The following is a 26627-nucleotide window of genomic DNA, read 5'->3' on the forward strand; positions in this document are numbered from 1 at the left end:
TTCCGGACGCCGAACGTCCTGGATCCCGGGTAGTTTGCCGGCATGTCCGACTTCACGATCAAGGCGCTCACGCCGGAGACGTTCGACGACTTCGCCGCTCTGGTCGAGCGGAACAAGGGCATGTTCGCCAACTGCTGGTGCACGTGGTTCCACCCCGAGGACCGCGATCCGGACAGCACCACCGAGGACAACCGGGCGTTCAAGAAGCGCCGCGTCGACGAGGGGATCGCGCACGCTGCTCTGGTCTACGACGGCGACCTCGCCATCGCCTGGGCGGAGTACGGGACACCCGAGGAGCTGCCCGGCATCCACCACCGCAAGGAGTACCTCGCCACGGCCGAGCGGCTGCCCGACTATCGGGTCACCTGCATCCAGGTCGAGAAGGCCCATCGCGGCAAGGGACTGGCGTCGGTCGCCCTGCGCGGGGCCGTCGAGCTGATCGCGCAGGCCGGAGGCGGCGTGGTCGAGGGCTACCCGCACGACACCGGCGGGGTGCGGAAGAAGAACTCGTCGTTCCTCTACAACGGCACCCGCACGATGTACGAGCGGGAGGGCTTCACCTACGACCGGCCCAAGGGCCTGGGCAACTGCGTGATGGTGCGCTAGGTGGCCCCGAGCACCCCCGACTGACCGCACTCATCCGCCGCAGTCACGCGTGAGGGTCATCGGGCGCTCTCCAGTCGTCGACGCACCACGCGCCGACGCAGGGTGGGTGACGCCACGACCTGGTAACCCGCCTCGAGGAAGACCTGCAACAGTCCGACCGACGCCTCGTCCCAGATCACGGTCTTGCCCGGTGGCGGCTCGATCGGGTAGCCCTCCAGGACGCGGGCCCCGACCTGCTCGCCGTACTCGACCGTGGCGGTGGCCAGCTCGTAGGTCAGGCCCGACTGGCGCCAGCCCTTGCGCACCACGAAACAGGTGACCGACCAGACACCCTCGAGCTCGGGGTCCATCCGCATCCACGGCTGCTTTCGACTCCACAGCCTGGGGTAGTTCTCCCGCGGCTCGACGGCGACCCATCCGGCCGCTTCGCCGTCGACGTACCCGATGAGCCCAGAGGTCGGTCCCGCGGTGCCGCAGGCAGTCTGTTCGATGAGGGCGTTGTCCCTCTGCTCCTGGGTCGTGTCACGCCAGATCCAGCCCGGCACCTTCATGGCCTGGCAACGGCACTTGCTGGCACCCCCAGTGGCGAACACTGCCTCGACGTCCTCGCCCGTTGCCTGGTTGGCCGGCAGCCACGTGAACTCGGGCATGTGCTTCTCCCATCTCAAGCAGCTGTCGGTGGGTCTGCCCGCGATGGTGTCAGACGCGCACGGGTCTGCGCTGTTTGCATCTGCTCCAGGAGTGGGCCCGCTGTCATGTTGGCTGCATGGACGGACCGTCGGGAGAGGGCGTCCCAAGAGCCTGGGACGGGTCACGCGCCGAGTCGCGGATGGCACTGGGGCGGGCCCTGATCCTGGCCATGCTCACGTTGCTCGCGTGCGACGTGATCGGTGGCTTCATTGCCGTCGCGTCGGGCGTCGACACGTGGGACCACGCCTGGGGCTTTGACACCGAGTACACGGTGCCGCTCCCTGTCGGTGTGCTCGCCGTTGCCCAGGCCAAGCGGCTTCGCCGGCAGCGCTGAGACCCGAAGAGCAGGTCGCCAGCCAGGAGCCGGAGGTGGTCGAGGCCTGAGAGCCGTTTGTCCGGAAGGCCGGAACTTGCCGGATATTCAATGGCCCCAACGGCGTCCGTGGCCGTTGACGCTGTTGGCGCGCGGCGGGAGACTCGGCGTGAGGGGCAATTGGGAGGTCCGATGTCCTGGAACTTGGCCGGTAGCTACGTCGAGACCTGTTCGTGCGAGCTGATGTGCCCGTGCAACCTGTCTCTCGATCACGGAGCCACCTACGACTTCTGTCGCGTGACGCTCGTGTTCAACATCCGCGAGGGTGCCGTGGAGGGCACCGACATCGCGGGGTGCAAGGTCGCCCTGATCGCCGACACGCCCAAGGTCATGACCGAGGGCAACTGGCGGGTCGGGGTGTTCGTCGACGACGGCGCGACCGACGAGCAGTTCGACCAGCTCGTGCAGGTCTTCGGCGGCCAGCTGGGTGGGCCGATGGCGGGTCTCGCGCCGCTGATCGGCGAGATGCTGGGCGTCGAACGCGCCAAGATCGACGTCGAGGACGATGGCCTGCGACACAGCGTCCGCATCGGCGACGTCATCGACTTCGAGATCGCTGACATCGTGCCGTTTGGGGTGGAGTCCGGGGAGCCGATCAAGTTCTCCGGGATGTTCCACCCGGTCGGGTCGGACCTGACGATGGCCGAAGCCAAGCGGTCGAGGATCAGTGCCTTCGGCATCGAGTACGAGGGGAAGACCGGACTGTCGAAGTCGGACTTCGCCTGGACTGCCTGAAGGGATGACCGACATCAGCTCGGCGGCCCCATCGGCCCGCGGAGGTCTACATCCTGCACTCGTCGCCAGCCGCGCGCAGTGGGGGCTGGTCGCGCTGCTCTTCCTCCTCGCAGGTGCAGCCTGGTGGTGGACCTTCGAGCTCATGCGCGGCATGGACACCGGCCCCTGGACGGCCCTCGGCTCGTTCGGATGGTTCATCAGCGTCTGGGTGGTCATGATGGCGGCGATGATGTTCCCGTCGGTCGCGCCGACGATCGCCCTCTACGCGCGGATGAGCGGGAAGTCGCGCTTGCTGCCCTTCGTCTTCACCGGTGGCTACCTCCTGACCTGGGCTGGTGCCGGCGTCATCGCCTTCCTGGTCGGGGGAGTGGCGAGCCGCCTGGCTGGAGGGGCCCTGTCGTGGGACCGCGCCGGGCGGCCCATCGCCGGAGCCGTGTTGGTCATGGCTGCCGGCTACGAGCTGACGCCGCTCAAGAACGTCTGCCTCGGGAAGTGCCGTAGCCCGCTGGGCACGCTGCTCGGGTCCTGGCGGGGCGGGAGGTCGGGCGCCCTCCGGATGGGTGCCAAGAACGGCGCCTGGTGCGTCGGGTGCTGCTGGGCCCTGATGGCGTCACTGTTCGCGCTGGGAGTCATGAGCGTGGTCTGGATGGCAGTCGTCGCAGGCTTCATCGCGGTCGAGAAGGTCCTGCCGTGGCGGCGAACGGCGACGTACGGGACGGCGGTCATCCTGCTCGTGCTCGGCGTACTCGTCTTGGTCGCACCGGAGGCGCTCCCCGGTCTGACGGTGCCCGGGAACGACTCCATGACCATGACCTGAGGGTGGAGCTGGGGCTCGTCCTCGACGGTTGGCGAGAGGAGTGCCGCGATGAAGACGATGGCAGGTAGCGGCTCAGAGCGCGCCTGGGTGTGTTCGGCCCTCTGCGCGGTCCTGCTCGGCACCGGTTGCTCTGGTGGAGACAGTCCGACGAACCCAACCAGCAGAACGGCCACGGCCACGAAGCCCGCGTCTGCGTACACCGGTTACCCGGACTCCGTTGCGGCGATCGGCCACTCGGCGGTGACTGGCGAAGGCACCCAGCCGGGCGGCCAGGAGGTCAAGGCCAACTCGTGGGCGACAGGGAGCAATCCTGAGGTGAACAGCGTCTACCTGCGCCTCCTGCAGGCACACCCTGCGATCAAGGGCCACGTCGTGAACTTCGGCTCGGGGAGTGCCGACGTCGAGTCGCTTGCTGGGCAGGCCGAGGGCCTGATCGCGCAGAACCCACAGCCTGAGCTGGTCCTCATCGCGACCCTGGATGCCGACATCGCCTGTCCGGCCACCCAAGGCGACTTCGCTGCGTACGGCCAAGCCATCGGCAAGGTCCTCGGAGAGCTGTCCACGAAGATGCCCGGTAGCCGATTCTTCATCACCACCCAGATCAGCACACCCAGCCGCGATGCCGCGGTGTACTCACGATCAGAGCGGGCGAGCGTCGGCGGCACGGGTCCGTGCGCCTTCCTCGACCCGAGAGGCAACCTCGTCCCCAAGGAGCTCACCCGGCTCGAAGCCGCGATCGCCGGATTCAAGACCGAGCTGACCAAGGCCTGTTCGGAGACCGACCGGTGCAGCACCGACCAGACCGGCCAGGGCTGGACCATGCGTCGATCCGACTACAGCGACGACCTCAACCACCTGAACCTGAGTGGTCAGGCCAGGTGGGCGGAGTACGTGTGGGGCCTGCTCCAGGAGGCCAAGCTCGTCCCCGCGCCGTAGCCGACCTCGGGGCGTCGCACCCGCCACAGGAATCGGGGGCGCGAGATCATCCCGATGGCAGCCGTGCGGCACTGTCCTCCACCGGGGAGCGTTGTGCTGTGTTGGTGACCGCGCTCCTGGCCCTGGTCGCCAAGCTCGCGCTCGCGGCCAGCACCGGTGGAACGTGAGTGGTCGCCGATGGGCTAAGCAGTGCGATGAGGAGCGCGCCTGAACCCGATGTGAACTATGCCGGCTGCGTGATGCTCTGTGGGGCGAGGGTCGGCGACGTGACGATGCTCCGACGCTTCGGCAGGCAGCGTCGCTCAAGCAGGAACCACGACACCGCCCCCGCCGCCAACGACAGGGAGATGGCGGCCGCGATGAACACGAACAGGCCCAGCTCATCGAGCTCCGCAATCAAGAGCAGCTGCTGGATAGGCCAGCCGTACAGGTAGGTTCCGTAGGAGATGTCGTTGGTCGTGAACCAGCGGGACGGCAGGAGCGCACCAGCCCCGAGCACCGCGTAGGACAGGGGGAGCGCGGCCAGCACGGGGTGGATCTGCGCCGCGCCGAGCGCGAAGAGCAACGCGATCGCCGTCGTGGCCTTGGTGGCAGTCAGCTGGCGGCTCCGGGTGGAGACGATCCAGCCAGCGGCGAAAAGAGCGACGAACCAGGCGAGCCCCTGCTGGCTGTCAGTGACGATGGCGGTCGTCCCACCGATGGCGTACGCACAGACCGCTGCGATTATGTGGTGTTTCCGAACGAGCGTGACCGTGAGTGCTGCACCGATGATGAGGTAGCACGTGATCTCAAAGGCGAGGGTCCAAGCCGAGCCGTTCCACATGATCAGGGTGGGCGGTGCGCCAAAGGTCTCGGTGCCGATGATGACTTGCTGCATGGACGTGGTGGCGTTGAGCACCACGTAGCCGGCGCCAGTGCGGGGATCGTAGGGACTACCAGTGAGGTGCGCGGCAAGGGGTGAGAAGCAGAAGGCGATGACAGCACAACAGGTCCAGAATGCCGGGTAGATGCGGCGGCCACGACGGAGCAGGAACGTCGCGAGGTCGGTGTGCAGGCGGGCGCGGGAGATGAGGTAGCCGGAGATGGCGAAGAACCCTGCGACTGCCCATCCGCCGAGGGGCACGCCCACGTAGCTCGGTTCGTGGCGTCCGGTCAGGGCAAACGAATGTGAAGCGATCACGAGCACGGCAAACAGGAGTCGGAGGGCGTTGAGGGCGTTGTTGCGGCCCTCGAGGCTTTCCCCCAGAGTCATCCTGGAAGGCTATGAGCTGCCGCAGGTGGGTGCCATCGTCCTTTTGGCCCCGACGGCATGACGAAAGGCCCCTTCCTCACGAAGAGGGCGGGGCCGTGGAGAATGCCAAGATCGGGCGCCGCGCCCGCCGACGACGCAAGAGGACCCACGATGCCTTTGACCTTCGACATGACCCGGGACGAGCTGGCTGCCTACGAAGGGACCAACCCTCGTCCGGAGGACTTCGACCGATTCTGGGACGCCAGTCTGCGGGAGCTCGACTCGTTGGACTCCCAACTGGAGATCGAGACGGCGGCCTTCCAGACGGAGGCGTTCGAGTGTTCGCACCTCTGGTTCAGGGGAACTGGCGGAGCCCGGGTGCACGCGAAGCTGGTTCGTCCCCGGCTCCAGACCGAACCACAGCCGGCGGTCTTGATGTTCCACGGTTACGCGCAGAGGTCCGCCGACTGGTCCGAGCTGCTGGGCTACGCGAGCCTTGGTTATACCGTCGCAGCGATGGACTGTCGTGGTCAGGCCGGCCTGTCCGAAGACGTCGGAGGGGTCACTGGCTGGACCTTGGAGGGCCACATCGTCCGCGGCCTGCAGGGCCCACCCAAGCAGCTCTACTACCGACAGGTTTTCTTGGACACCGCACTGCTCGCTCGGCTCGTCATGGGCATGGACCATGTGGACGAGTCGCGGGTCGGTGTCACTGGTCCCAGCCAGGGTGGTGCCCTCACCATCGCCTGTGCCGCCTTGGAACCACGGATCAAGCTGGCCGCGCCCGTCTTTCCGTTCCTCTGCGACTACCAACGAGTCTGGGGACTGGATCTCGATGCCTACAAGGAGGTGGACGACTGGTTCCGCCGCTTCGACCCGAGGCACGAAAGGGAGGGTGAGATCTTCACCCAGCTCGGGTACATCGACATCCAGTTCCTCGCCCCGCGCATCCGGGCGGATGTGCTCCTGGGCGTCGGCCTCGCTGATCGCACGTGTCCGCCATCCAGCCAATTTGCCGTCTACAACAAGATCGCGAGCCCCAAGAGCGTCATCCTCTACCCGGACTTCCGGCACGAGCTACCGCTAGCCGATCACGCAGACGCCGTGTTCGCGTTCCTGGCCCAACTCTGAAGAAGGCGCTTGAATAACGCGCCGCGGCCGTCTTTGGGTTCGAGACGCGTGTCGAGATCCGTCGCTGGCAGCAGCGGAAACGCACCTCCTCGGCGCGGGTCTGAGTCATTGGCACACTGCGGCACGTAGGTTGCCCCTGTGGAGCACGAAACGCGACTACAACTTCTTGGCTATACGACTGCGCTAGGCCATCAGCTCGAACTTGTCACGGCCCAGATATTGGCCCGGGCAATTCAGGTGACGGAGTCGACCGCCCGCCTGATCACGGGTTCGATGGGGCTGGCTTCCACGTTCGGAGTGCTCCAGACACTGGGAGCAAGGACGGAGTGTGGCTCGCTGGACCCCGCACGCGTGGGTGCTTGGTTGCCGTTGGCCAGAAGCGCCAACGAGTCGCGCAACCGCGTCATTCATTCGCCTTGGGTCGAGGGCGAGGACGGCACGGAATCTGTCCTCGCCAAAGGCTCGATGAAGTTGGAGGGTCGGACGGAGGGCGACCTAAGGCGTGACATCGAGCTGATGAAACGGGCAGTTCGAGGAGGATACGACTTGCTGCGTCAGGAGTAGTGGGATTGCCAAACCTCACCGAGGTTGACCCTCCGCCCATCTGTGGGTAAACGCCGACGACCACTATCTCTGCGCGTCCCTTCGACGACATTCGGGCTGGCCGTAAGATGTTTGCCCGACCGAAGGGGAACTGACCAAGTGCTTCCATCGGCCCAGCGTTCCAGAAAGTCCAGTAGGCCCCTGCCAAGGCGTCTTGAGGCGCTTGGTGGCTCAGTCGCACTTGCGGCCGTTGGTGGGCAGCGCCTTCGCGGCCGGACCGAAGGCGGGGAGCAGCAGCGGCTCGGGAGCATAGGCGTGGGGGACCAGGACCTCGATCGCCGGCTCTCGTCCGTAGGTCGTGAACCGCACGCCGTCGCTCAGGGGCTCGACGACCCAGTAGATGCCGTCGACGTCGAGGCACTCCTTGTCGGTGGGGCCGAGGGCGGGCCATCCGCAGGTGGCGATGATGGCGGGGTCACCCCACGCAGCCGCGTCTGCCTTCACGCCACCGTTGGGGTCGACCCCCCGCGCGGACTGACCACCAGCCTTCGAAGGCCACTGGGCGGTCGCCGGCTCGCACTCCGCCGTGTGTCGCGGCGGATAGATCTCCACGAGGGTGGAGCAGGCCGAAAGCAGACCACCGGCCACCCCGAGGACGAGGAGGCCGGTGGTCGTGGTGCGCACTGGGCGCGCAGCCCTCAGGCGGGCAGCGCGACGCACGTCGGTCGAACGCTCAGACGTGGACGACGGTGCAGGTCAGGGTGCGGGTGATGCCCGGGACGTCCTGGATCTTGGCGATGACGAGCTTGCCCAGCTCGTCAACGGTGTTGGCCTCGACGCGGGCGATCACGTCGTAGGGACCAGTGACGTCCTCGGCCAGCACCACACCGGCAATCTGGGCAATGGCCTCGGCAACGGACGCCGCCTTGCCGACTTCGGTCTGGATCAGGATGTAGGCCTGGACCACCACGTGGCACCTCACAGTTCTGTTAAAGGGTTCAGTCTGTTCAAGCGTTGAGCTCGTCTTGGTACTCAGAGTCCTGAGCGGGACATCGGTGTCCCGGAGAACTGCACGGCCGGGGCGCACCTCGGCCACGCCAGACGCTACCGTGCCCGTGTCCCGCCCGTCTCCCCCGACCCGTCACGAGGAGGTCAAGTCATGGTCACGGCCGCTCGCACCCTGGCTGACGTCTCCGAGTCCGAACTCCTGCGCGAGATCTTCCCGTTCTTCCCGTCGTCGGCAGCGCTGTCGGTCGGGCCGGGTGACGACGCAGCGGTCCTGCGCACCGGCCCGGCCACCGTTGCCACGACTGACTCGATGGTGCGCGGCCGGGACTGGCTCGACGAGTGGTCGACGGCGGGTGACGTGGCGACCAAGGTCCTCACCCAGAACCTCGCCGACGTCGCCGCCATGGGCGCGATCTCGACCGCGATCCTCGTGTCGCTGGTGGCCGAGCCCGCGACCCGGCTCGACTGGGCGGTGGACTTCGCCCGGGTGCTGGGGGAGCGAGCCTCCGCAGCGGGTGTCGTCGTCGCCGGCGGCGACCTGTCCTCGGCCCCGACCGGCGTCCTCATGGTGTCGGTCACCGCGCTGGGCGACCTCGGCGACCACCAGCCGGTGCTGCGCAGCGGCGCGCGCCCCGGCCACGTCGTGGCCGTCAACGGCACCCTCGGCCGCTCGGCGGCCGGCCTGGCGCTGCTGCAGGGTGGCGCCGACCCGCTGACCGTCACGGACGGCATACCTCGCTCGTGCCTGGCCCAGCACCTGCGTCCGGTCGCGCCGTTGGCGGCCGGACCAGAGGCTGCGCGCGCTGGTGCCAGCGCGATGATCGACCTGTCCGACGGGCTGCTGCGTGACGGTCACCGCATCGCCGAGGCGAGCGGCGTGCGCCTCGCGCTGTCCCCGACCGGTCTCCTCGACGACCACGCGGCACTCGAGCCGGTCGTCGGCGACGCAGCGTGGGAGTGCGTGCTCGCCGGGGGCGAGGAGCACAGCCTGCTGGCCACCTTCCCGGGCGACGTCCCCGACGGCTGGCGCACCATCGGCCTCGTGGAGGCCGGCGCGGGCGTCACCCTCGACGGGGCCGTCCAGCAGGCGCGCGGCTGGGATCACTTCCGGGCGTAGCAGGAAAATCGACACTTCCGGGCGTAGCAGGAAAATCGACACTTCGGCGGCCAGACGTGACCGGCCAGGCATGAAAGGAGCCGACCTCCCGGTGGGGAGATCGGCTCGTTTCGGTATGCCGCGGGGGCAGGGTCAGCGCTTGACCTTGCCGGCCTTGAGGCACGAGGTGCAGACATTGAGACGCTTCGGGGTCACTCCCGCGTCGCCCACCAGCGCCTTGACGCGCTGGATGTTGGGGTTCCAGCGACGCTTGGTGCGGCGGTGCGAGTGCGAAATGTTGTGACCGAAGCCCGGTCCCTTGCCGCAGACGTCGCAGTTGGCAGCCACGGGTGTTCTCCTGAAATCGATTGGTACAAGAATGGATGGCCCCAAGGTGTCTCCTCGCGCGGGCACAAGCCAGCGACGCAGAGGTCCACGGGAACCGGTCAAGCGTAGCCGAGGTGTGGCGCAACGGCCAAAACGGGGCTCGTGACGGCGTCTGCGGCTAGCCTGCCACCGTGCTCGAAGCCCTCACCGCTGTGGACGCGAGGCGATGGGCCGTGCTCACTCGCGCCGCCTTCGCCGCGCGGCGGGCCGAGATCGACGCGCTCAACGTCTACCCCGTCCCGGACGGCGACACCGGCACCAACCTCTACCTCAGTCTCGACGCCGCCCTCGACTCGGTCCGCACCGAGCACGAGAAGGCCGGCATCCTCGGGGCGGCCACCCTGGCGCAGGAGTGCTCGGCGCTGGCCCGCTCGCTGCTGCTGACCGCGCGCGGGAACTCCGGGGTGATCCTGAGCCAGCTCGTGCGCGGGTTCGCCGAGGCGATCGCCGAGTCCGGCAAGGACGAGGCGGGTGCCGAGACCATCGCCGACGGCCTCGAGCGCGCCAGCCAGCGCGCCTACGCGAGCGTCACCCGCCCCGCGGAGGGAACGATCCTGACGGTGGCCCGGGCGGCCGCGGCGGCCGGAGCCGCCGCTGTCGACCGCGGGCTCGTGGCCGTGGCCGAGGACGCCCTCGACGCGGCGACCGAGGCCCTGCGGGCCACGACTGCCCAGCTCCCGGCGTTGGAGCGCGCCGGCGTCGTCGACGCGGGCGCGGCCGGTTACCTGCTGCTGCTCGAGGCGCTTGCGCGAGTGGTGCACCAGGACGGCACGCACGTGGGTGAGCGCATGGAGGTGTTCGCCGACGACTCGATGCGCCGTCGCGAGGACTGGAGCCAGGTCGGTGGCGTGGTCGAGCCGATCGGCGCGGCGGGGGGAGCGCCCACCGGTGACGGCGACCTCGTCGTGGGCGGCCCGGCCTACGAGGTGATGTACCTGCTGCGGGACAGCGACGAGGAGCGGGTGGCCACCCTCACGGCGACCCTCGACGGGCTCGGCGACTCACTGCTGGTGGTCGGCGGACCGGACCTGTGGAACGTCCACGTGCACGTCGACGACGTGGGTGCGGCCGTGGAGGCGGGCATCGACGCCGGTCGCCCCTACCGGGTGCGGGTCACGCATTTTTCTGTTCAGGGTGGTGGCGCTGACCAGATCGCTCGCGCGACGCCAGCAGCCACGGTGGCCGTGGTCGCCTGCGCGGCCGGTCCCGGGCTGGCCGAGGTGTTCGAGGACGCCGGTGCGGTCGTCGTGTCCAGCGGACCGGGTCGTCGCGCCTCCGCCGGCCAGCTCCTCGACGCGGCCCGCGCGGCGCACGCCCTCGAGGTCATCGTCCTCCCCAACGACGGTGACACGGTGCTGGCGGCCGAGGCGGCCGCCAGCGCGGCCGAGCAGGAGGGCATCACCCTGCACGTCGTCCGCTCGCGGACGGCCGTGCAGGGCCTGGCCGCGCTCGCCGTCTTCGACGCGACGGCCTCCGCCTCCCGCAACGCCGCGCAGATGTCGCACGCCGCCGCGGCCACCCGCCACGGCGCGGTGGCGGTCGCCAGCAAGCAGGCCCTCACGAGTGCCGGCCCCTGCGAGCCCGGCGACGTGCTGGGCGCCGTGGCCGGTGACGTCGTCATCGTGGGGTCCGACCTCGAGGAGGTGGCCGTCGAGGTGGTGGCGCGGCTGCTCAGCAGCGGGGGCGAGATCGTCACCGTGATCGGGGGTGTCGACGCACCCGAGGGACTGGCCGAGGGCCTCGGGGCGCGGATCGAGCGGGGCCACCGAGACGTCGAGGTCAGCGTCATCGACGGGGGCCAGCCGCACTACCCACTGCTGCTCGGGGTCGAGTAGGCGTGGTCGACGAGCGCACCAAGCTGGACAAGCTGCTCGGCGTGCGGACAGCTGGCAACCTCGCCAAGCACCGTGACCTCGTGACGGTCGGCGACCTCCTGGAGTTCTGGCCGCGTCGCTACCTCGAGCACACCTCCGACCTGTCCGACCTGCACATGGGCAAGTACGTCGTGGCCGTCGCCGAGGTGAAGACCGCGGCTACGCGACGACCCAAGAGCGGTCGCGGCGAGATGCTCACGGTGACGATCACCGATGGTCGCAACGACGTCGACCTCGTGTTCTTCAAGGCATGGGGACACAAGGACGCGCTGGTGCCCGGTGTCCGGGCAGTGTTCGCCGGCACGGTCGGGATGTACGGCAAGAAGTGGCAGCTCGCCCACCCCGCCTACCAGCTCGTCGAGGGCGGCGACCTCGGCGTCGCCGCCACCGACCGCGGGCCGATCCCCGTCTACCTCCAGGTCAAGGGACTGCAGAACTGGACCGTCGCCGAGTGCGTGCGGATCGTGTTCGACCACCTCGAGGAGGTGCCCGAGCCGCTGCCGGCGAACCTGCGCAGGCGACACGGGCTGCCCGAGCGGCTCGAGGCCCTGCGCGGCATCCACGTCCCCAAGGCCTTCCCCGAGGTGCAGCGGGCCAGGCAGCGGCTGCGCTACGAGGAGGCACTGGTCTTCCAGACCCTCCTCGCCCAGCGGCGGGCACGGCAGGCCGCCGACCGCACCGTGGCGCGCACTCCTCGGGCGGGTGGCCTGCTCGCGGCCTTCGACGCGCGGCTGCCGTTCGAGCTCACCGACGGGCAGAAGGCCGTTGGCGCCACGCTGGCCGAGGAGCTCGCCAGGGATGTGCCCATGAACCGCCTGCTCCAAGGCGAGGTCGGGTCAGGCAAGACGATCATCGCGCTGCGCGCCATGCTCGCCGCGATCGACTCCGGCGGCCAGGCGGCGCTGCTCGCCCCGACGGAAGTCCTTGCGGCACAACACCATCGCTCGATCACGACGATGCTGGGCGACCTCGCCGAGGGTGGCCTCCTCGGCGGCAGCGACATCGGCACCAGGGTGGCGCTGCTCACCGGGAGCCAGGCCACCGCGGCGCGTCGCGAGAACCTCCTGCAGGCAGCCAGCGGCGACGCCGGCATCGTCATCGGGACACACGCGCTGATCCAGGAGAAGGTGCAGTTCCAGGACCTCGCGCTGGTCGTCGTCGACGAGCAGCACCGCTTCGGCGTGGAGCAGCGAGATGCCTTGCGGGAGAAGGGATCACAGCCCCCTCACGTGCTCGTCATGACGGCGACGCCGATCCCGCGCACCGTGACCATGACGGTCTTCGGCGACATGGAGACCTCGACCCTGGCCGAGCTTCCTCGGGGCCGTTCACCCATCGTGACGCACGTCGTGCCCGCCGACCGGGGCGCGTGGGTGCAGCGCACCTGGGAGCGAGTGGCGGAGGAGGTGCGCTCGGGGCGGCAGGCCTACGTCGTCTGTCCGCGGATCGGGGACGGCGACTCCCGGGCCGCCGGCTCCGCGGCCACGGCTGACGAGGAGGAGATCTCCGGCGTCTTCGCCCCCACCGACGAGGACGGCGACGAGGGCGAGGTCGCCGCTCCGCCGCGCGAGATGGCGAGCGTGTATGCCGTGGAGGCCACCCTGCGCGCGAACCCCGCCCTCGCGGGTCTCTCGATCGCGGTCCTGCACGGCCGGATGGCCCCGGAGGACAAGGACGCGGTGATGAGCGCGTTCACGGCGGGGCGCATCGACGTCCTGGTCTCCACCACCGTCATCGAGGTCGGTGTCGACGTCCCCAACGCCACAGTGATGGTCGTCGTGGATGCCGACCGGTTCGGGGTCTCGCAGCTGCACCAGCTGCGCGGCCGCGTCGGCCGTGGTGTCCACCCCGGACTGTGCCTGCTCATGACGTCGTCCGAGGCGGAGGCATCGGTCGAGCGACTCCAAGCGGTGGCAGCCACCAACGACGGCTTCGAGCTGGCCCGGCTCGACCTCGAGCTGCGTGGCACCGGCGACGTCCTCAGCGGACGGCAGAGCGGGGGCGGCCGGTCCGGACGGGCGATGGGTCGGGGGAGCTTCCGGTTCCTCTCGCTCGTGCGGGACGAAGAGGTGATCCTGCAGGCGCGCGAGGACGCCGCCGAGCTGGTCGCGGCCGACCCCGAGCTCACCGAGCACCCGGAGCTGGCGAAGGCCGTGGCCGAGCGGGTCGACGCCGAGCAGGCAGCCTTCCTCGACCGAGGCTAGGACTACGACACTGCTCGCCCGGAGCGAGCAGTGTCGTAGCAGCGCGCCAACGTCGAGATATGGAGGGGCGCGGTTGGCCCGCGGCGCAATACGCTCGATGGATGCTGCTCTCGCATGACGACGAAGGTTCCGGTCCCGCGGTCGTGCTCCTGCATGCGGGGGTGGCCGACCGCAGGATGTGGGACGCCATCACACCGGCGCTGGCGCACACGTTCCGGGTGATCAGACCGGACCTGAGGGGCTTCGGGCAGACCCCGCAGCCGCCCGGGCCCTACGCGGATGCCGACGACGTGGACGCCCTACTGGACTCGCTCGGGGTCGTCGACGCCGCGGTCGTGGGGTCGTCGTTCGGCGGGCGGGTGGCGATGGAGCTGACCACGCTTCACCCGGCGAGGGTGTCCTCGCTGGTCCTGATGTGCACCGCCTACCGCGGGCTGGAGCCGACCGACAGCGTGAAGGCGTTCGGCGCCGAGGAGGACCGGCTGCTCGAGGCCGGTGACGTCGACGGAGCGGTCGCCCTCAACGTCGACACCTTCCTGGGCCCCGAAGGCGATTCCGCGGCGCGGGCCCTGCTGACGCTCATGCAGAAGCGGGCCTTCGATGTCCAGATCGCCGCCGACCTGGCCGATCCCGGGCCCGAACCGCGCCGCGTCGAGGTGGATCCCACGGCCATCGCCGTGCCCACCGTCGTGGTGTCGGGGGCCCACGACCTCGACCACTTCGGTGAGGTGGCCGCGCTGTTGGGCGAGCAGATCCCCGGGGCGGAGACGGTCGAGCTCGACTGGGCCGGACACCTGCCCGCCCTCGAGCGCCCGGACGCCGTTCTCGCCCTGCTGCTCGACGTCCTGCGCGACGACCCGACGGTGCACGCACCCTGACCCACGCCACTGCTACCTTGCCGCCGTGACGCGCATCATCAGCGGCCGGGCCGGAGGCATGCGGCTCACCACCCCGTCGGGCTCCGGCACCCGGCCCACGAGCGACCGCGTCCGTGAGGCGCTGTTCTCGCGGCTGGAGCACCTCGAGGTGCTCGTCGGGGCGAGGGTCGTTGACCTGTATGCCGGTTCAGGAGCTCTGGGCCTCGAAGCAGCCAGCCGCGGAGCGGTGACGGTCCTGCTCGTCGAGTCGGACAAGGCTGCCGCGAAGGTGACCCGACAGAACGCCGACGCCCTCGGCATACCGGGAGCAACGGTCCGGCACGCGACCGTGCAGCGGGTGCTGGCGACGCCGCCCCCCGAGCCGCAGACCCTGGTCTTCCTCGACCCGCCGTACGAGCTCAGCGAGGAGGCGCTCACCGCCGACCTCACCGCGCTGACGACCGGTGGCTGGCTCGCCCCTGACGCGCTCGTGGTCGTCGAACGCTCGGCCCGCTCACCGGAGCCGGCCTGGCCCGAGGTCCTCGAGCGTGAGGGCGAGCGCCGCTACGGCGAGACGAAGATCTGGTTCGCGGGCCCACGCACCCCTGACGTCGTCGCCTGACGCAGTCGCCTGACGCAGTCGCCTGACGTGGTCGCCTCGCGGCGACCCGGACGCGGACGTGACAGAGCCCGACCGCACCGCGGTCGGGCTCTGTCAGGGTGCCGGGTCGGTCAGACCGTGGGGGAGGAGGACGGCAGGAGGCTGAACTGCACCCCGCCCGTCTCGTCGACCGCGGCGTCGAGCACCTGGTCGCCCAGGGCGACGGCGGCGGTCTCGTCGAGGTAGACCTTCGCGCCATCCTGCTCGACGACGGCGTCGCCGGGCAGCGCCTCCTCGGCGGTGGTGACGGTCAGGCCGCCGGAGTCGACGCCCTCCTGGCTGAACCGCAGACCAGCGTCCTCGGTGCTGAGGTTCTGGTCGACGAGGGTCTTCACGATCGTGCTGGCGTTCTCGGTCAGGGTGAGCATGGGGCTCTCCTTCGTTGCCGATGAGTCAGGCGATTGAGGTCAGGACCCCTCCACCGTGTCGCACCCACCGCGCGGACACCAAAACGGGTGTCCGCTGGGTGGGACCGCCACCTCGCACTACCCCCGAGATGTGACATCAGCGCAGGTGGGAGAGGGTATGGGGATGACGCACTACGAGATCCCCCGACCCATCGACGGCGATGTCGTCGAACTGATCCTCAACGACCACCGCCTCTTCGAAGCCCTCCTGCGCGACCTGCGGGACGCCACGGCCGACCGCGAGACCGCCCGCGAGGCTCTGTCCAACGTGCTCATCGCCCACGGTGAGGCCGAGGAGGAGAAGGTGTACAACCAGCTGAAGAGCAAGCGCGCCATCACCGCGCACGAGGCCGAGCACGGCGAGGAGGAGCACGCCGAGGGCAACGAAGCCCTCCTCGCCCTGCTGGAGTGCAAGGGCACCGACACGCAGAAGTTCGACGATGCGGTCGAGGCGCTCGCCAAAGCCCTCAACCACCACATCGGTGAGGAGGAGCAGACCATCCTCAACCCGGCCCGTGAGGACGTGTCGGAGCAGGTCCGCCAGGACCTCGGCGTCGCGTGGGCGACCCGCCGCAACGAGCTGCTGGACGAGGGGGCCGGGTCGATCACCAACGTCCGCAAGATCGTGGCCCGTGCCCACAAGGAGGGCCTGCTCCCCGCCGACGAGGAGGAGGACGAGTAGCCGGCAACGGAGCTCGACGGGCAGGGCCGCGCTGCTAGCGTTCCCGTGTGAGCAGCGCTGAGACCACACAGGCCGGGCCCGTGCAGGTGGGGGCCCGGCGGTGCGTGTGCCCTGGCTCCTACGACCCGGTGACGCTCGGCCACACCGACGTCATCCGGCGGGCGGCGGCCCTCTACGACGAGGTCGTCGTCGCCGTGCTGCACAACCCGGCCAAGCGAGGCACGTTCAGCCCGCAGGAGCGCCGCGACCTCATCATCGACACGTGCGACGACCTCGGAAACGTCCGCGTCGAGCTCTTCGCCGGTCGCCTCCTCGTCGACGTCGCCCGCGAGGTCGGGGCGAGCGCGATCGTCAAGGGCCTGCGAGGTGGCACCGACTTCGCCTACGAGCTGCCGATGGCCCTGATGAACCGCCACCTCACCGGGATCGAGACCGTCTTCCTCCCGGGCGACCCGAGCCTCGAACACATCTCTAGCTCGTTGGTCAAGGAGGTCGCGGCGCACGGCGGCGACATCTCAGGGCTGGTCAGCGACCGCGTGCGGGACGCGCTGCTGGCCCGCCTGCAGGAGCGCTGACCTGACCTCGACGGACCCCCGGACGGCACGCTTCCGGCCCGACATCGAAGGGCTGCGCGCCGTCGCCGTCCTCCTCGTCGTGCTCTACCACGCAGGCCTGCCGCTCCCGAACGGCTTCCTCGGGGTCGACGTCTTCTTCGTCATCTCCGGCTTCCTCATCACCGGCATCCTCGTGCGCGAGCTGGTCACCACGGGCACGATCAGCTGGGCCCGGTTCGTCGGCCGACGGATCCGGCGGCTGCTCCCGGCAGCGATCCTCGTCCTCGTCGTGACCGCGCTGGTCGCCTGGTTCGTCGTGCCCGGCCTACGGCGGCGCGACATCGGCACCGACGTCGCCGGCGCGGCGCTGTACGTCGTGAACTGGGTGTTCGCCCGCCGCGCCGTCGACTACCTCGCCTCCGACAGCATCCCCTCCCCGGTCCAGCACTTCTGGTCGCTCGCCGTCGAGGAGCAGTTCTACGTGGTGTGGCCCCTCGCCCTGATCGCGCTCGCCCTGGTCCTGAAGCGGCTGGGCCGCCCACCCGGCGTGGGCGTCGTGGCCGGCCTCCTCGCCGCGATCGCCGTGCCGTCCTTCGGATATGCCGTGTGGCTGGGTCACGTCGACCCGGACCGCGCGTACTTCGTCACCACGACGAGGGCGTGGGAGCTCGGCGTGGGTGCGGCGCTCGCGGTCTGGTGCGCCGGCAGGGAGGCGAGCACCCGGCATACCGAAGCGCCCGAGGACGCCGACGGCGGGAAGGCCGCGGTGGCGTGGGCCGTGCTCGGGTGGGTCGGGCTCGCCGCCGTCATCGGGTCGGCGGTCTGGCTGCCGGCCGGTGCGACCACGCCCGGACCCTGGACCCTGGTCCCGACGGTGGGGGCGGCGGCGGTGCTGCTCGTCGGCTGGTCGGGTGCCCCGGGCGGGCCGGTGCGGGTGCTCGGCAGCGCGCCGATGGTGTGGGTCGGGGGACTGTCCTACTCGATCTACCTCTGGCACTGGCCCTCGCTGGTGCTGACCGAGTGGGCCCTCGACGGGATCACGACGACCCAGCGGGTGCTGGTGCTGGCCGTGTCGTTGCTGCCGGCGTGGGCCAGCCACCGGTTCCTCGAGAGCCCGATCCACCACAGCCGGGCGCTGGCCGCCCGCACCCGTCCGGTGCTCGCGCTCGGCGTCGCCCTGTCGGCCGTGGGGGCGTTCGCGGCCCTGCCGCTCGTCGCCGCGGCATCGCCGTTCCGCACGACGCCGGTGGCCGGCGCCCGACCCTCGGTCGACGCGCTCGGCGCCATGACCCTCTCGTCACCGCCGAGCACCGACCCAGCGGCGTATGCCGTCGACGACTGGGGCTGGCTCACCCCTGACCCGCAGCTCGCCGGCCAGGACCGCCCCGCCGCCGACGTCGACCGCTGCCAGGTGGACCGGCTGGTCGAGGAGCCGGTGGCCTGCGAGTTCGGCGTCGCCGACGGCCAGACCACGGTGGCCCTCGTCGGCGACTCCAAGGCCATGCAGTGGCTGCCCGCGCTGGAGCGGCTGGCCTCCGACCGTGGCTGGCGGGTCGTGACCTACGGCAAGTCCTCCTGCGCGCTGGCGGCCGGTCATGCCCAGAACGAGGGCCGGCCCTACCCCGCCTGCGACGAGTGGAACCGGCGGGTCGCCGACCGGTTGCGCGCGGACCCGCCCGACCTCCTCCTCACCTCCGGGTATGCCGCGTCGGCCTGGGACGGCGCGCACGCCACCCGGACGGCACTGGTCTCGGGGCTCGCGACCCGCTGGGGGCAGCTGCGCGACGACGGCGTGCCGGTCGTGGTGCTGGGGGACAGCCCGCTCTCGCCCGACGACCTCGACGTGTGCACCGCCCGCCACCCGCGCCAGCTGACCCGGTGCGCCTTCGACCGGGCGTCCGCCGTGGCCGGCAGCGGGCTGCCCGCCCAGCGCGCGGCGGCGGCCTCCTCGGGCACCCCGCTGGTCGACCTCACCCCGTGGATCTGCCCGGTGGAGCGGTGCCCTGTGGCGATCGGGAACGTGTCGATCCACCGCGCCGGCGACCACCTGACGGCCACCTACGTGCGGACCCTGGCCCCCGTACTGGGGGCAGCGCTGGACCGCGCCGTCCCGGCAGCTGTGACACGCTGAACCGGGCCCACGATCAGCCCCTCTGTTGGAAGCGAAACTTCCGGGATTCCGGCAGTTTCGCTTCCAACAGGGCGGCTGCGGGTGGGACGGCCTACCCGCGCATTTGGGGGAGTGGCCCGTGCTCCGGTAATCTCGTGCGTCGGTCTTGTCCTCGCCCGAGGTGAAGTCCGAGTCACTCGACGTCTGCTGGAGCCATGGAACACCTGAACCCCCGATCGCCGCTGGTCTTCGACACCACGGACCTCGGTCGGCGACCCGGTTCCATGGAACGCCTCCAGCGCACCGTCGAGGCACCTGCCGACTTCGGCACGGACGTCATCGCGGTCCCGGAAGGGTCCCCGATCGAGCTGGAGCTCCGGCTCGAGTCCGTCGTCGAGGGCGTGCTGGTCACCGGCTCGGCCCGAGCCACGGCAACCGGCGCCTGCGTGCGGTGCCTGGATCCCGTCAGCCACGAGGTTGACGGACACTTCCAGGAGCTGTTCGCCTACGCCGATCGCGCGGCCCACCACCGTGAGGTGGGCGCGGACGACGACGAGACCGAGGAGCACGTGCTGGAGGGCGACCTGTTCGACCTCGAGCCCGTGCTCGTGGACACGGTGGTGCCAGCACTGCCGTTCCAGCCCGTGTGCCGGGAAGACTGTCCGGGCCTGTGCTCCGAGTGTGGAGCCCACCTGGCGGACGACCCCGAGCACCACCACGAAGTGCTTGACCCCCGGTGGGCCGCGCTCAGCGCGCTGTCCCCCGACACCACCCAGAGCAACACCGAAGAGAAGAGGAACTGACGTGGCTGTCCCGAAGCGGAAGACGTCGCGCTCCAACACCCGTTCGCGTCGTGCGAACTGGAAGGCGACGGCGACCACGCTCACCACGTGCCCGCAGTGCAAGGCTGCCATGCAGCCCCACATCGCCTGCCCGTCCTGTGGCACCTACAAGGGCCGTCACTACACGCCGGCCGAGCGCACCGAGCACCAGGGCTGAGTCGGTCTGAACCTCGCGTGAGTACTCCTCAGTCCCCGACCGGGGACAGCGCGATGCAGCGGCCCGTCGACGGCTTCGTCCAGCACCTCACCGAGGTGGTGGGTGGGACGATCGACGAGTCGCTGCTTCTGCGTGCCCTCACGCACCGCTCGTACGCGTACGAGAACGGCGGACTCCCCAACAACGAGCGCCTCGAGTTCCTCGGCGACTCGGTGCTGGGGCTGGTCGTCACCGACACCCTCTACGCCACCCACCCCGACCTGCCCGAGGGCCAGCTCGCCAAGCTGCGTGCCGCCGTGGTCAACATGCGTGCGCTCGCCGACGTGGCCCGCACCCTGGGTCTGGGCGACCACGTGATGCTGGGCCGGGGTGAGGAGAGCACCGGGGGTCGCGACAAGGCCTCGATCCTGGCCGACACGATGGAAGCCGTGATCGGGACGGTCTACCTGTCCTGCGGCATGCCCGCGGCGGCCCGGCTGGTGCACCACCTGCTCGACCCGCTGATGGCCGCCAGCGCCACGCTCGGCGCCGGGCTCGACTGGAAGACCAGCCTCCAGGAGCTGTCCGCCGCCACGGCCAAGGGCGTGCCCGAGTACCGCGTGGACGAAGAGGGTCCCGACCACGAGAAGACGTTCCACGCCCGCGCCGTCGTCGGCGACGAGGTCCTGGGGGCCGGCAGCGGCCGGTCCAAGAAGGAAGCCGAGCAGCGCGCCGCCGAGCTGGCCTGGCGGGCCCTGACGGCGCGCGCGGCCGACCTCCCCGGCGACCCCACCGCGTCGGTCGACGAAGAGGCCGTGGCGGGCTCGCCCTCCTAGGCGAGCACGCGGCATACCCCACGGCATACCCCACGGCATACCCCACGTCAGACCAGGCCGGCCCGCACGGGTGTCGGGCCCGCATGCTTGAGTTGCCCCATGCCCGAGCTGCCCGAGGTCGAGGTGGTCCGCCGTGGTCTGGCCGACCACGTGGTCGGGCGCACGATCGATGTCGCGGAGTTCCGCGGCGAGCGAGTGGCCCGCCGCCACCTGCCCGGCCCGCTCGACCTCGCCGACCAGCTCGCCGGCAACCACATCGAGCAGGCCCGTCGACGCGGGAAGTACCTGTGGCTGGTGCTGCGCGCCCCCGACGGCCACCGACAGGGGCTGATCGCGCACCTCGGCATGAGCGGGCAGCTGCTCGTCGAGGCGGCTGACGCGCCGGAGGAGAAGCACCTGCACGCGCGGCTCACCTTCGCCGACCGCGGACCCGAGCTGCGCTTCGTCGACCAGCGGACGTTCGGGGGGATGGCGCTGGCCGAGCTGACCGACGACCTGGTCCCCGAGACGATCGCCCACATCGCCCCCGACCCGTTCGAGGCGGGCTACGACCAGGCCGCCGTCGTGCGCCGGATGAAGTCCCGCGACTCCGCCGTGAAGCGGGCGCTGCTCGACCAGACCCTCGTCGCCGGGATCGGCAACATCTATGCCGACGAGGCCCTCTGGCGGGCGCAGGTGCACGGCGAGCGGCTCTGCTCGTCGCTCACCAAGCCGACCCTGTCGCGGGTGCTCGACCACGCCCACGACGTGATGCTCGCGGCCCTGGGTGAGGGCGGGACGAGCTTCGACGCGTTGTACGTCAACGTCAACGGGGCGTCAGGCTACTTCGACCGGTCGCTGCACGCGTACGGGCAGGAGGGTCGTCCGTGCGACCGCTGCGGCACGCTGATCCGGCGCGAGGCCTTCATGAACCGCTCGTCGTTCTCGTGCCCGAGGTGCCAGCCCCGTCCCCGACCCCGCCGCGGCTGAGCCGGCTGCAGACCCTGCTGCTGACAGCGGGGGTCGCGCGGTTGTACAACTGAACCGAGAGGGTGGTGAGCATGGATCACAACGGTCCGGCCAGGGCGGTCGTCTGGGTGCACGGTCGGGTGCAGGGGGTCGGGTTCCGCTGGTGGACCCGCGCCCGGGCGCTCGAGCTCGGCCTCGTCGGTCACGCCCGCAACGCCGGCGACGGCCGCGTCGAGGTGGTCGCCCAGGGCGACGAGGAGCGGATCCGTGAGCTGGTCGCGCTGATCGAGGAGCGTCCCTCCCAGCACCTGCGGCCCGGCGAGGTCCACCAGTGCGTGACCACCTGGGGTTCGCCCAAGGACGGGCTGGTCGGCTTTGTGGAGAAGTGACCGTGTGGAGGAGCGCGTCGCGAAACCAGCGCGTCGAGAAGTGAGCGCGAAATGAGCGCGGTTGCGGCAGTTTGCCCGCTGCGGCATTGACCGGCTGTGGTCCGGATGTCACTCTGAGAGATGCCCGGACGAGAAGCCGGATGAGATGCCGGAATCGGGCACCCGCCGGACGCGACCCCCACGTCTGCGGAGAAGGAGTCGACATGGCCAAGGCCCTGGTGGGCTATCGCGTGGCGTCTGACCCGCGACTGATGCTCGAGACCATCGAACTGCGTCGCCGGGTGCGGGACCTCGAGTTCCTCGTCGAGCGACTGCAGCTCGAGAACGACAAGCTGCGTGAAGATCTGAGACACCCCGACGCCGTCGCAGCCGGCGTGCCTACGATTGCCGGGTGAGCTCGACCGCAGCGACGCCCGGTTCGTCCCGTTCCACTGGTTCGACCCCTGACGATCTGCTGCGCCTGCGTGCGAGTATCGACAACATCGACGCGGCCCTGATCCACCTGCTCGCCGAGCGCTTCAAGTGCACCCAGCAGGTGGGTGAGCTCAAGGCCCGCGAGGGTATGCCGCCCGCTGACCCCGCGCGCGAAGAGGCCCAGATCGCGCGGCTGCGCGACCTCGCCGACCAGGCCGGGCTGGACCCGACGTTCGCCGAGAAGTTCCTCAACTTCGTGATCGCCGAGGTCATCCACCACCACGAGGCCATCGCCAGCTCCTGACTCTGCCCCCACTTCTGGCCACTGGTGTGGCAGGGAGCCGGGGTCTGGCGGGTCCGGTGCGGCACGGATGGCCAGAAGTCGGAGAAGAGGGGCGCGCGGCATACCTCTGGGGCCACTCCTGTCACATGAGGCACAGGCAACGCAGGGCGACGGAAGGTGCCGGGACCACGCCGCGACCGCAGGTAAGGTGGCCCAGACCTCGACGGTCCCGTCAGACAGCCCCGCATCTCACCAGGAGCCGACCCGCTCGTGTACGTCAAGAGCCTCACCCTGAAGGGCTTCAAGTCCTTCGCCTCGGCGACCACGATGCGTCTCGAGCCGGGCATCACCTGCATCGTCGGGCCGAACGGCTCGGGCAAGTCCAACGTCGTCGACGCGCTCGCCTGGGTGATGGGGGAGCAGGGCGCCAAGAGCCTGCGCGGCGGCAAGATGGAGGACGTCATCTTCGCCGGGACGTCCGGCCGTGCGCCGCTGGGTCGCGCCGAGGTCGCGCTGACCATCGACAACTCCGACGGCGCGCTCCCGATCGACTACACCGAGGTCACGATCGCGCGGACGATGTTCCGCAACGGCGGCTCCGAGTACGCCATCAACGGCACGTCCTGCCGCCTGCTCGACGTCCAGGAGCTGCTCTCCGACTCCGGCATCGGCCGCGAGATGCACGTCATCGTCGGCCAGGGCCAGCTCGACGCCGTGCTGCGCGCCACCCCCGAGGAGCGGCGCGGCTTCATCGAGGAGGCGGCCGGCGTCCTCAAGCACCGCAAGCGCAAGGAGAAGGCGCTCCGCAAGCTCGAGTCGATGGAGGCCAACCTCACCCGGGTCAACGACCTCACCGGTGAGATCCGCCGCCAGCTCGGCCCCCTGGGTCGCCAGGCCGAGGCCGCCCGCAAGGCCGCCGTCATCCAGGCCGACGCCCGGGACGCCCGCCTGCGCCTGCTCGCCGACGACCTCGTCCAGCTGACGTCGACCCTCGAGCAGGAGGTCGCCGACGAGACCGCCCTGGTTGCCAAGCGCACCGAGGTCGAGGAGGGGCTGGCCACGCTGCGCAGCCGGCTCGCCACCCTCGAGCAGCAGGCCCAGGACGCCGCGCCGGAGCTCGCCAGGGCGCAGGAGCGCTGGTTCAGCCTGCAGCAGCTGCGCGACAAGCTCACCTCCACCGAGTCCCTCGCCGCCGAGCGCGTGCGCCTGCTCAGCCAGGACACCCACGACGAGCAGACCTCGGGCCGTGACCCCGAGGAGCTGCGCGCGCAGGCTGCCGAGGCGCGCAAGCAGGAAGAGGCCCTGCTCGCCGAGGTGCGCGAGGCCAAGACCGAGCTCGAGGTCGCCGTCGCGGCCCGCGAGGCCGCCGAGCAGGCGTATGCCGCGGAGCAGCAGCGGCTCCAGCGCCTCGCCCGCGCGGCCGCTGACCGACGAGAGGGACTGGCCAAGCTGGCCGGTCAGGTGGGCGCCCGCCGGAGTCGGCTCGAGGCCGGAGAGGCGGAGATCGGCCGCCTGCGCGGTGTCATCGAGCAGTCGCTCCAGCGCGCCGCCGCGGCGGAGCAGGAGTTCCGGACCCTCGAGGCCTCGGTCGCCGTCGACGAAGAGGGCGAGGAGGGGCTCGACTCCGCCTACGAGAAGGCCGCTGCCGTCCTCGAGCAGGTCGAGGCCGAGGTCGAGCAGCACCGCGAGGCCGAGCGGCTCGCCGAGCGCGACCGCACCAGTGGCGCCGCGCGGCTCGAGGCCCTCGAGCTCAGCCTGTCCCGCAAGGACGGCGCGGCCACCCTGCTGGCCGCCGCCGACTCCCGGCACGGGATCGTCGGGTCGGTCGCCTCCCTGCTCCAGGTCAAGGGCGGCCACGAGGCCGCCATCGCGGCGGCGCTCGGCTGGGCCGGTGACGCCCTCGCCGTCGAGTCCGTCGACCACGCGGCTCGCGCCCTCACCACGCTGCGGGCCGACGACGCCGGCCGGGCTGCCTTCCTCGTCGGGCAGACCGCCCGCTCCAGCGACCCGTCCACCTGGCCCGTGCTCGAGGGTTCGGCGGTCTGGGCCCGCGAGGTCGTCGAGGCACCCGCCACTGTGCGGCCCGCGGTGGAGCAGCTGCTCGACCGCGTGGCCCTCGTCGCAGACCCCGCCCTCGCAGCGGCCCTCGCCTCACGCGGTGAGGGGATCACCGCGGTCACCACCGACGGCGACGTGTTCGCCCCCGGCTTCGTCCGCGGCGGCAGCAGCAGCGCCCCCAGCCTCATCGAGATCCAGTCGGCCGTCGACGAGACCCGCGACCGCGTCGCCGACGCGACCCGGCGCGGCGAGCAGGCCCGCTTCGCGCTGACCGCTGCGCAGGAGCGCCAGCGGGTGGCCAACGACGACGTCGAGGCCGCCCTCGAGCGACTCCACGACTCCGACGCCAAGATGGCAGCCGTGGCCGAGCGCCTCGGCCACCTCGGGGCCACCGTGCGCTCCGCCAAGGCCGAGGCCGAGCGCACCGAGCGCACCATCGCCGACGCCACCGCGGCCCTCGAGAGCGACCGGGTCGAGCTGGCCGGGCTCACCGAGCGCCTCGACGAGGCCAGCGCGGAGCCGACCGAGTCGCAGGACCCGAGCACCGACGAGCGCGACCGGCTGGAGCTCGAGGCGAGCCGCGGCCGCACCGCGGAGACCGAGCTGCGACTCACGTTGCGCACCAAGGAGGAGCGTGCCCGCGCCCTCAAGGGTCGGGCCGACTCGCTCGAGGGCGCGGCTCGCAACGAGCTCGCTGCCCGTCAGCGGCTCGCAGCCCGCCAGGAGCGGCGCAAGCGCGAGGCGACGGTGGCCGAGGCCGTCCGGCGCGGCGCGGCATACGCGAGCACGCTCATCGCGACCGCCCTCGACACCGCCGCCCGCCAGCGCGCCGCCGCCGAGCAGGAGCGCGCCGAGCGCGACCAGGCCCTGACCCAGGTGCGACGCGAGGTCTCCGTCCTCCAGGACGACCTGCGCGAGCTGACCGACACCGTCCACCGTGACGAGGTCGCGCGCACCCAGCAGCGCCTGCGCATCGAGGCCATGCAGGCCAAGGCGGTCGAGGAGCTGGGCATCGACCCCGACGCCCTGATGGAGGAGTTCGGCCCCCACCAGCTCGTCCCCTTCGTGGCCGGTCCCGACGACGACCCCGACGCTCTCCCGGAGCCGGCGCCCTTCGTGCGCGAGGTCCAGGAGAAGCGGATGCGCAAGGCCGAGCGTGCCCTCGGTGCCCTCGGCCGCGTCAACCCGCTCGCACTGGAGGAGTTCGCCGCGCTGGAGGAGCGCCACAAGTTCCTCACCGAGCAGCTCGAGGACCTCAAGAAGTCCAAGCGCGACCTGCTCGACATCGTCCGCGAGGTCGACGAGCGGGTCGAGCGGGTGTTCACCGAGGCGTTCCACGACACGGCCGCGCAGTTCGAGGGCGTCTTCAGCCGACTCTTCCCCGGTGGCGAGGGCAAGCTCACCCTCACGGACCCGGCCAACATGCTCACCACCGGCATCGAGGTCGAGGCCCGCCCGCCCGGCAAGAAGATCAAGCGCCTCTCGCTGCTCTCCGGTGGCGAGCGGTCCCTCGTGGCCGTGGCCCTGCTGGTGTCGATCTTCAAGGCGCGGCCCAGCCCGTTCTACATCATGGACGAGGTCGAGGCAGCGCTCGACGACGCCAACCTGGGCCGTCTGATCACGCTCTTCGAGGAGCTGCGCGACTCCAGCCAGCTCATCGTCATCACCCACCAGAAGCGCACCATGGAGGTCGCCGACGCCCTCTACGGTGTGTCGATGCGTGGTGACGGCGTGACCACTGTGGTCTCGCAGCGGATCCGGGACGTGGCTGCCCAGAGCGCGTAGCACCCCGGCGCTAGCGCGCCGATTTGAGCAAAGG

28 protein-coding genes are annotated in these 26627 nt (G+C 70.6%); 22 read left to right on the top strand and 6 right to left on the bottom strand.

Translation table 11 applies throughout. The features are described 5' to 3' along the window. The first annotated feature begins 42 nt into the window (after window positions 1–42). Complete coding sequence (locus ASG91_RS10015; RefSeq protein ID WP_056922499.1) at window positions 43–606, top strand: hypothetical protein; 564 nt, start codon at window positions 43–45, stop codon at window positions 604–606. A 56-nt stretch (window positions 607–662) separates the two neighbouring features. Here ASG91_RS10015 and ASG91_RS10020 read toward each other — a convergent pair whose 3' ends face one another. After that, the gene (locus tag ASG91_RS10020; protein ID WP_056922500.1) at window positions 663–1256 is read right to left on the bottom strand and encodes a hypothetical protein; all 594 of its coding nucleotides are present in this window, start codon (window positions 1254–1256) and stop codon (window positions 663–665) included. A gap of 116 nt (window positions 1257–1372) precedes the next feature. Here ASG91_RS10020 and ASG91_RS10025 point away from each other — a divergent pair, with 116 nt between their 5' ends. The 4 genes from ASG91_RS10025 to ASG91_RS10040 all read left to right on the top strand — a co-directional run bounded on the left by ASG91_RS10025 (window position 1373) and on the right by ASG91_RS10040 (window position 4157). After that, window positions 1373–1630: a hypothetical protein gene (locus ASG91_RS10025; protein ID WP_157606284.1), complete on the top strand. Its 258-nt coding sequence runs from the start codon at window positions 1373–1375 to the stop codon at window positions 1628–1630. A 171-nt stretch (window positions 1631–1801) separates the two neighbouring features. Continuing rightward, window positions 1802–2404 (top strand): DUF1326 domain-containing protein, encoded by a 603-nt coding sequence (locus ASG91_RS10030; RefSeq protein ID WP_056922502.1) that lies wholly within the window; start codon window positions 1802–1804, stop codon window positions 2402–2404. Window positions 2405–2408: 4 nt separating this feature from the next. Further along, window positions 2409–3221, top strand: coding sequence for a DUF2182 domain-containing protein (locus tag ASG91_RS10035; RefSeq protein ID WP_056922503.1), 813 nt, complete (start codon window positions 2409–2411; stop codon window positions 3219–3221). 240 nt (window positions 3222–3461) lie between these two features. Then, window positions 3462–4157: a hypothetical protein gene (locus ASG91_RS10040; RefSeq protein WP_157606286.1), complete on the top strand. Its 696-nt coding sequence runs from the start codon at window positions 3462–3464 to the stop codon at window positions 4155–4157. Window positions 4158–4380: 223 nt separating this feature from the next. Here the strand turns inward: ASG91_RS10040 and ASG91_RS10045 are convergent, their stop codons facing one another. Further along, on the bottom strand, window positions 4381–5409 hold the full coding sequence (locus tag ASG91_RS10045) for an acyltransferase (RefSeq protein ID WP_056922505.1): 1029 nt from the start codon (window positions 5407–5409) through the stop codon (window positions 4381–4383). 150 nt (window positions 5410–5559) lie between these two features. Here ASG91_RS10045 and ASG91_RS10050 point away from each other — a divergent pair, with 150 nt between their 5' ends. Then, window positions 5560–6519 (top strand): acetylxylan esterase, encoded by a 960-nt coding sequence (locus ASG91_RS10050; RefSeq protein ID WP_056922506.1) that lies wholly within the window; start codon window positions 5560–5562, stop codon window positions 6517–6519. A 774-nt stretch (window positions 6520–7293) separates the two neighbouring features. On the opposite strand, the gene ASG91_RS10060 is transcribed toward ASG91_RS10050, so the two are convergent. Together ASG91_RS10060 and ASG91_RS10065 are read right to left on the bottom strand one after the other, a co-directional pair. Beyond that, window positions 7294–7746, bottom strand: coding sequence for a DUF3515 family protein (locus ASG91_RS10060; RefSeq protein ID WP_056922508.1), 453 nt, complete (start codon window positions 7744–7746; stop codon window positions 7294–7296). A 49-nt stretch (window positions 7747–7795) separates the two neighbouring features. After that, window positions 7796–8029, bottom strand: a complete 234-nt coding sequence (locus tag ASG91_RS10065) for an Lrp/AsnC family transcriptional regulator (protein ID WP_056922722.1) — start codon at window positions 8027–8029, stop codon at window positions 7796–7798. A gap of 192 nt (window positions 8030–8221) precedes the next feature. Here ASG91_RS10065 and thiL point away from each other — a divergent pair, with 192 nt between their 5' ends. Beyond that, entirely contained in the window at window positions 8222–9187 is a 966-nt protein-coding gene (gene thiL, locus ASG91_RS10070) for a thiamine-phosphate kinase (RefSeq protein ID WP_056922509.1), read from the top strand. A 132-nt stretch (window positions 9188–9319) separates the two neighbouring features. On the opposite strand, the gene rpmB is transcribed toward thiL, so the two are convergent. Then, window positions 9320–9514: a 50S ribosomal protein L28 gene (gene rpmB / locus ASG91_RS10075; RefSeq protein WP_056922510.1), complete on the bottom strand. Its 195-nt coding sequence runs from the start codon at window positions 9512–9514 to the stop codon at window positions 9320–9322. A 170-nt stretch (window positions 9515–9684) separates the two neighbouring features. Between rpmB and ASG91_RS10080 the strand changes: the two genes are divergently transcribed. The 4 genes from ASG91_RS10080 to rsmD all read left to right on the top strand — a co-directional run bounded on the left by ASG91_RS10080 (window position 9685) and on the right by rsmD (window position 15110). Further along, window positions 9685–11388, top strand: coding sequence for a DAK2 domain-containing protein (locus ASG91_RS10080; protein ID WP_056922511.1), 1704 nt, complete (start codon window positions 9685–9687; stop codon window positions 11386–11388). Window positions 11389–11390: 2 nt separating this feature from the next. After that, a complete protein-coding gene (locus ASG91_RS10085) occupies window positions 11391–13631 on the top strand; it encodes an ATP-dependent DNA helicase RecG (RefSeq protein ID WP_056922512.1) in 2241 nt (746 codons plus the stop codon). A gap of 101 nt (window positions 13632–13732) precedes the next feature. After that, window positions 13733–14509 (top strand): alpha/beta fold hydrolase, encoded by a 777-nt coding sequence (locus ASG91_RS10090; RefSeq protein ID WP_056922513.1) that lies wholly within the window; start codon window positions 13733–13735, stop codon window positions 14507–14509. A gap of 25 nt (window positions 14510–14534) precedes the next feature. Continuing rightward, the gene (rsmD, locus tag ASG91_RS10095; protein ID WP_056922514.1) at window positions 14535–15110 is read left to right on the top strand and encodes a 16S rRNA (guanine(966)-N(2))-methyltransferase RsmD; all 576 of its coding nucleotides are present in this window, start codon (window positions 14535–14537) and stop codon (window positions 15108–15110) included. Between the two features lie 110 nt (window positions 15111–15220). Here the strand turns inward: rsmD and ASG91_RS10100 are convergent, their stop codons facing one another. Beyond that, the gene (locus ASG91_RS10100) at window positions 15221–15517 is read right to left on the bottom strand and encodes a hypothetical protein (RefSeq protein ID WP_056922515.1); all 297 of its coding nucleotides are present in this window, start codon (window positions 15515–15517) and stop codon (window positions 15221–15223) included. A gap of 163 nt (window positions 15518–15680) precedes the next feature. Here ASG91_RS10100 and ASG91_RS10105 point away from each other — a divergent pair, with 163 nt between their 5' ends. The 11 genes from ASG91_RS10105 (at window position 15681) to smc (ending at window position 26593) form a co-directional block, all read left to right on the top strand. Beyond that, window positions 15681–16238 (top strand): hemerythrin domain-containing protein, encoded by a 558-nt coding sequence (locus ASG91_RS10105; RefSeq protein WP_056922723.1) that lies wholly within the window; start codon window positions 15681–15683, stop codon window positions 16236–16238. 47 nt (window positions 16239–16285) lie between these two features. Next, on the top strand, window positions 16286–16813 hold the full coding sequence (gene coaD / locus ASG91_RS10110) for a pantetheine-phosphate adenylyltransferase (protein ID WP_235545524.1): 528 nt from the start codon (window positions 16286–16288) through the stop codon (window positions 16811–16813). Window positions 16814–16865: 52 nt separating this feature from the next. Further along, window positions 16866–18923, top strand: a complete 2058-nt coding sequence (locus ASG91_RS10115) for an acyltransferase family protein (protein ID WP_371262046.1) — start codon at window positions 16866–16868, stop codon at window positions 18921–18923. Between the two features lie 194 nt (window positions 18924–19117). Next, a complete protein-coding gene (locus tag ASG91_RS10120) occupies window positions 19118–19705 on the top strand; it encodes a DUF177 domain-containing protein (RefSeq protein WP_056922517.1) in 588 nt (195 codons plus the stop codon). A 1-nt stretch (window position 19706) separates the two neighbouring features. Next, window positions 19707–19901, top strand: coding sequence for a 50S ribosomal protein L32 (gene rpmF, locus ASG91_RS10125; RefSeq protein WP_056922518.1), 195 nt, complete (start codon window positions 19707–19709; stop codon window positions 19899–19901). Window positions 19902–19954: 53 nt separating this feature from the next. Next, complete coding sequence (gene rnc, locus ASG91_RS10130; protein ID WP_056922519.1) at window positions 19955–20716, top strand: ribonuclease III; 762 nt, start codon at window positions 19955–19957, stop codon at window positions 20714–20716. Window positions 20717–20815: 99 nt separating this feature from the next. Next, window positions 20816–21685, top strand: coding sequence for a bifunctional DNA-formamidopyrimidine glycosylase/DNA-(apurinic or apyrimidinic site) lyase (gene mutM / locus ASG91_RS10135; protein ID WP_056922520.1), 870 nt, complete (start codon window positions 20816–20818; stop codon window positions 21683–21685). Between the two features lie 71 nt (window positions 21686–21756). Then, window positions 21757–22053: an acylphosphatase gene (locus ASG91_RS10140; protein ID WP_056922521.1), complete on the top strand. Its 297-nt coding sequence runs from the start codon at window positions 21757–21759 to the stop codon at window positions 22051–22053. Between the two features lie 203 nt (window positions 22054–22256). Then, window positions 22257–22448 carry a hypothetical protein gene (locus tag ASG91_RS10145; RefSeq protein ID WP_056922522.1) on the top strand — a complete coding sequence of 64 codons (192 nt, stop codon included), beginning with the start codon at window positions 22257–22259 and terminating at the stop codon, window positions 22446–22448. Next, complete coding sequence (locus ASG91_RS10150; protein ID WP_056922523.1) at window positions 22445–22771, top strand: chorismate mutase; 327 nt, start codon at window positions 22445–22447, stop codon at window positions 22769–22771. Before ASG91_RS10145 ends, ASG91_RS10150 begins: the two co-directional genes overlap by 4 nt. A gap of 249 nt (window positions 22772–23020) precedes the next feature. After that, window positions 23021–26593: a chromosome segregation protein SMC gene (gene smc / locus ASG91_RS10155; protein ID WP_056922524.1), complete on the top strand. Its 3573-nt coding sequence runs from the start codon at window positions 23021–23023 to the stop codon at window positions 26591–26593. The last annotated feature ends 34 nt before the right edge of the window (window positions 26594–26627 follow it).

This window comes from Phycicoccus sp. Soil802, assembly GCF_001429605.1.
In the GTDB taxonomy this organism is placed as follows: Bacteria; Actinomycetota; Actinomycetes; order Actinomycetales; family Dermatophilaceae; genus Pedococcus.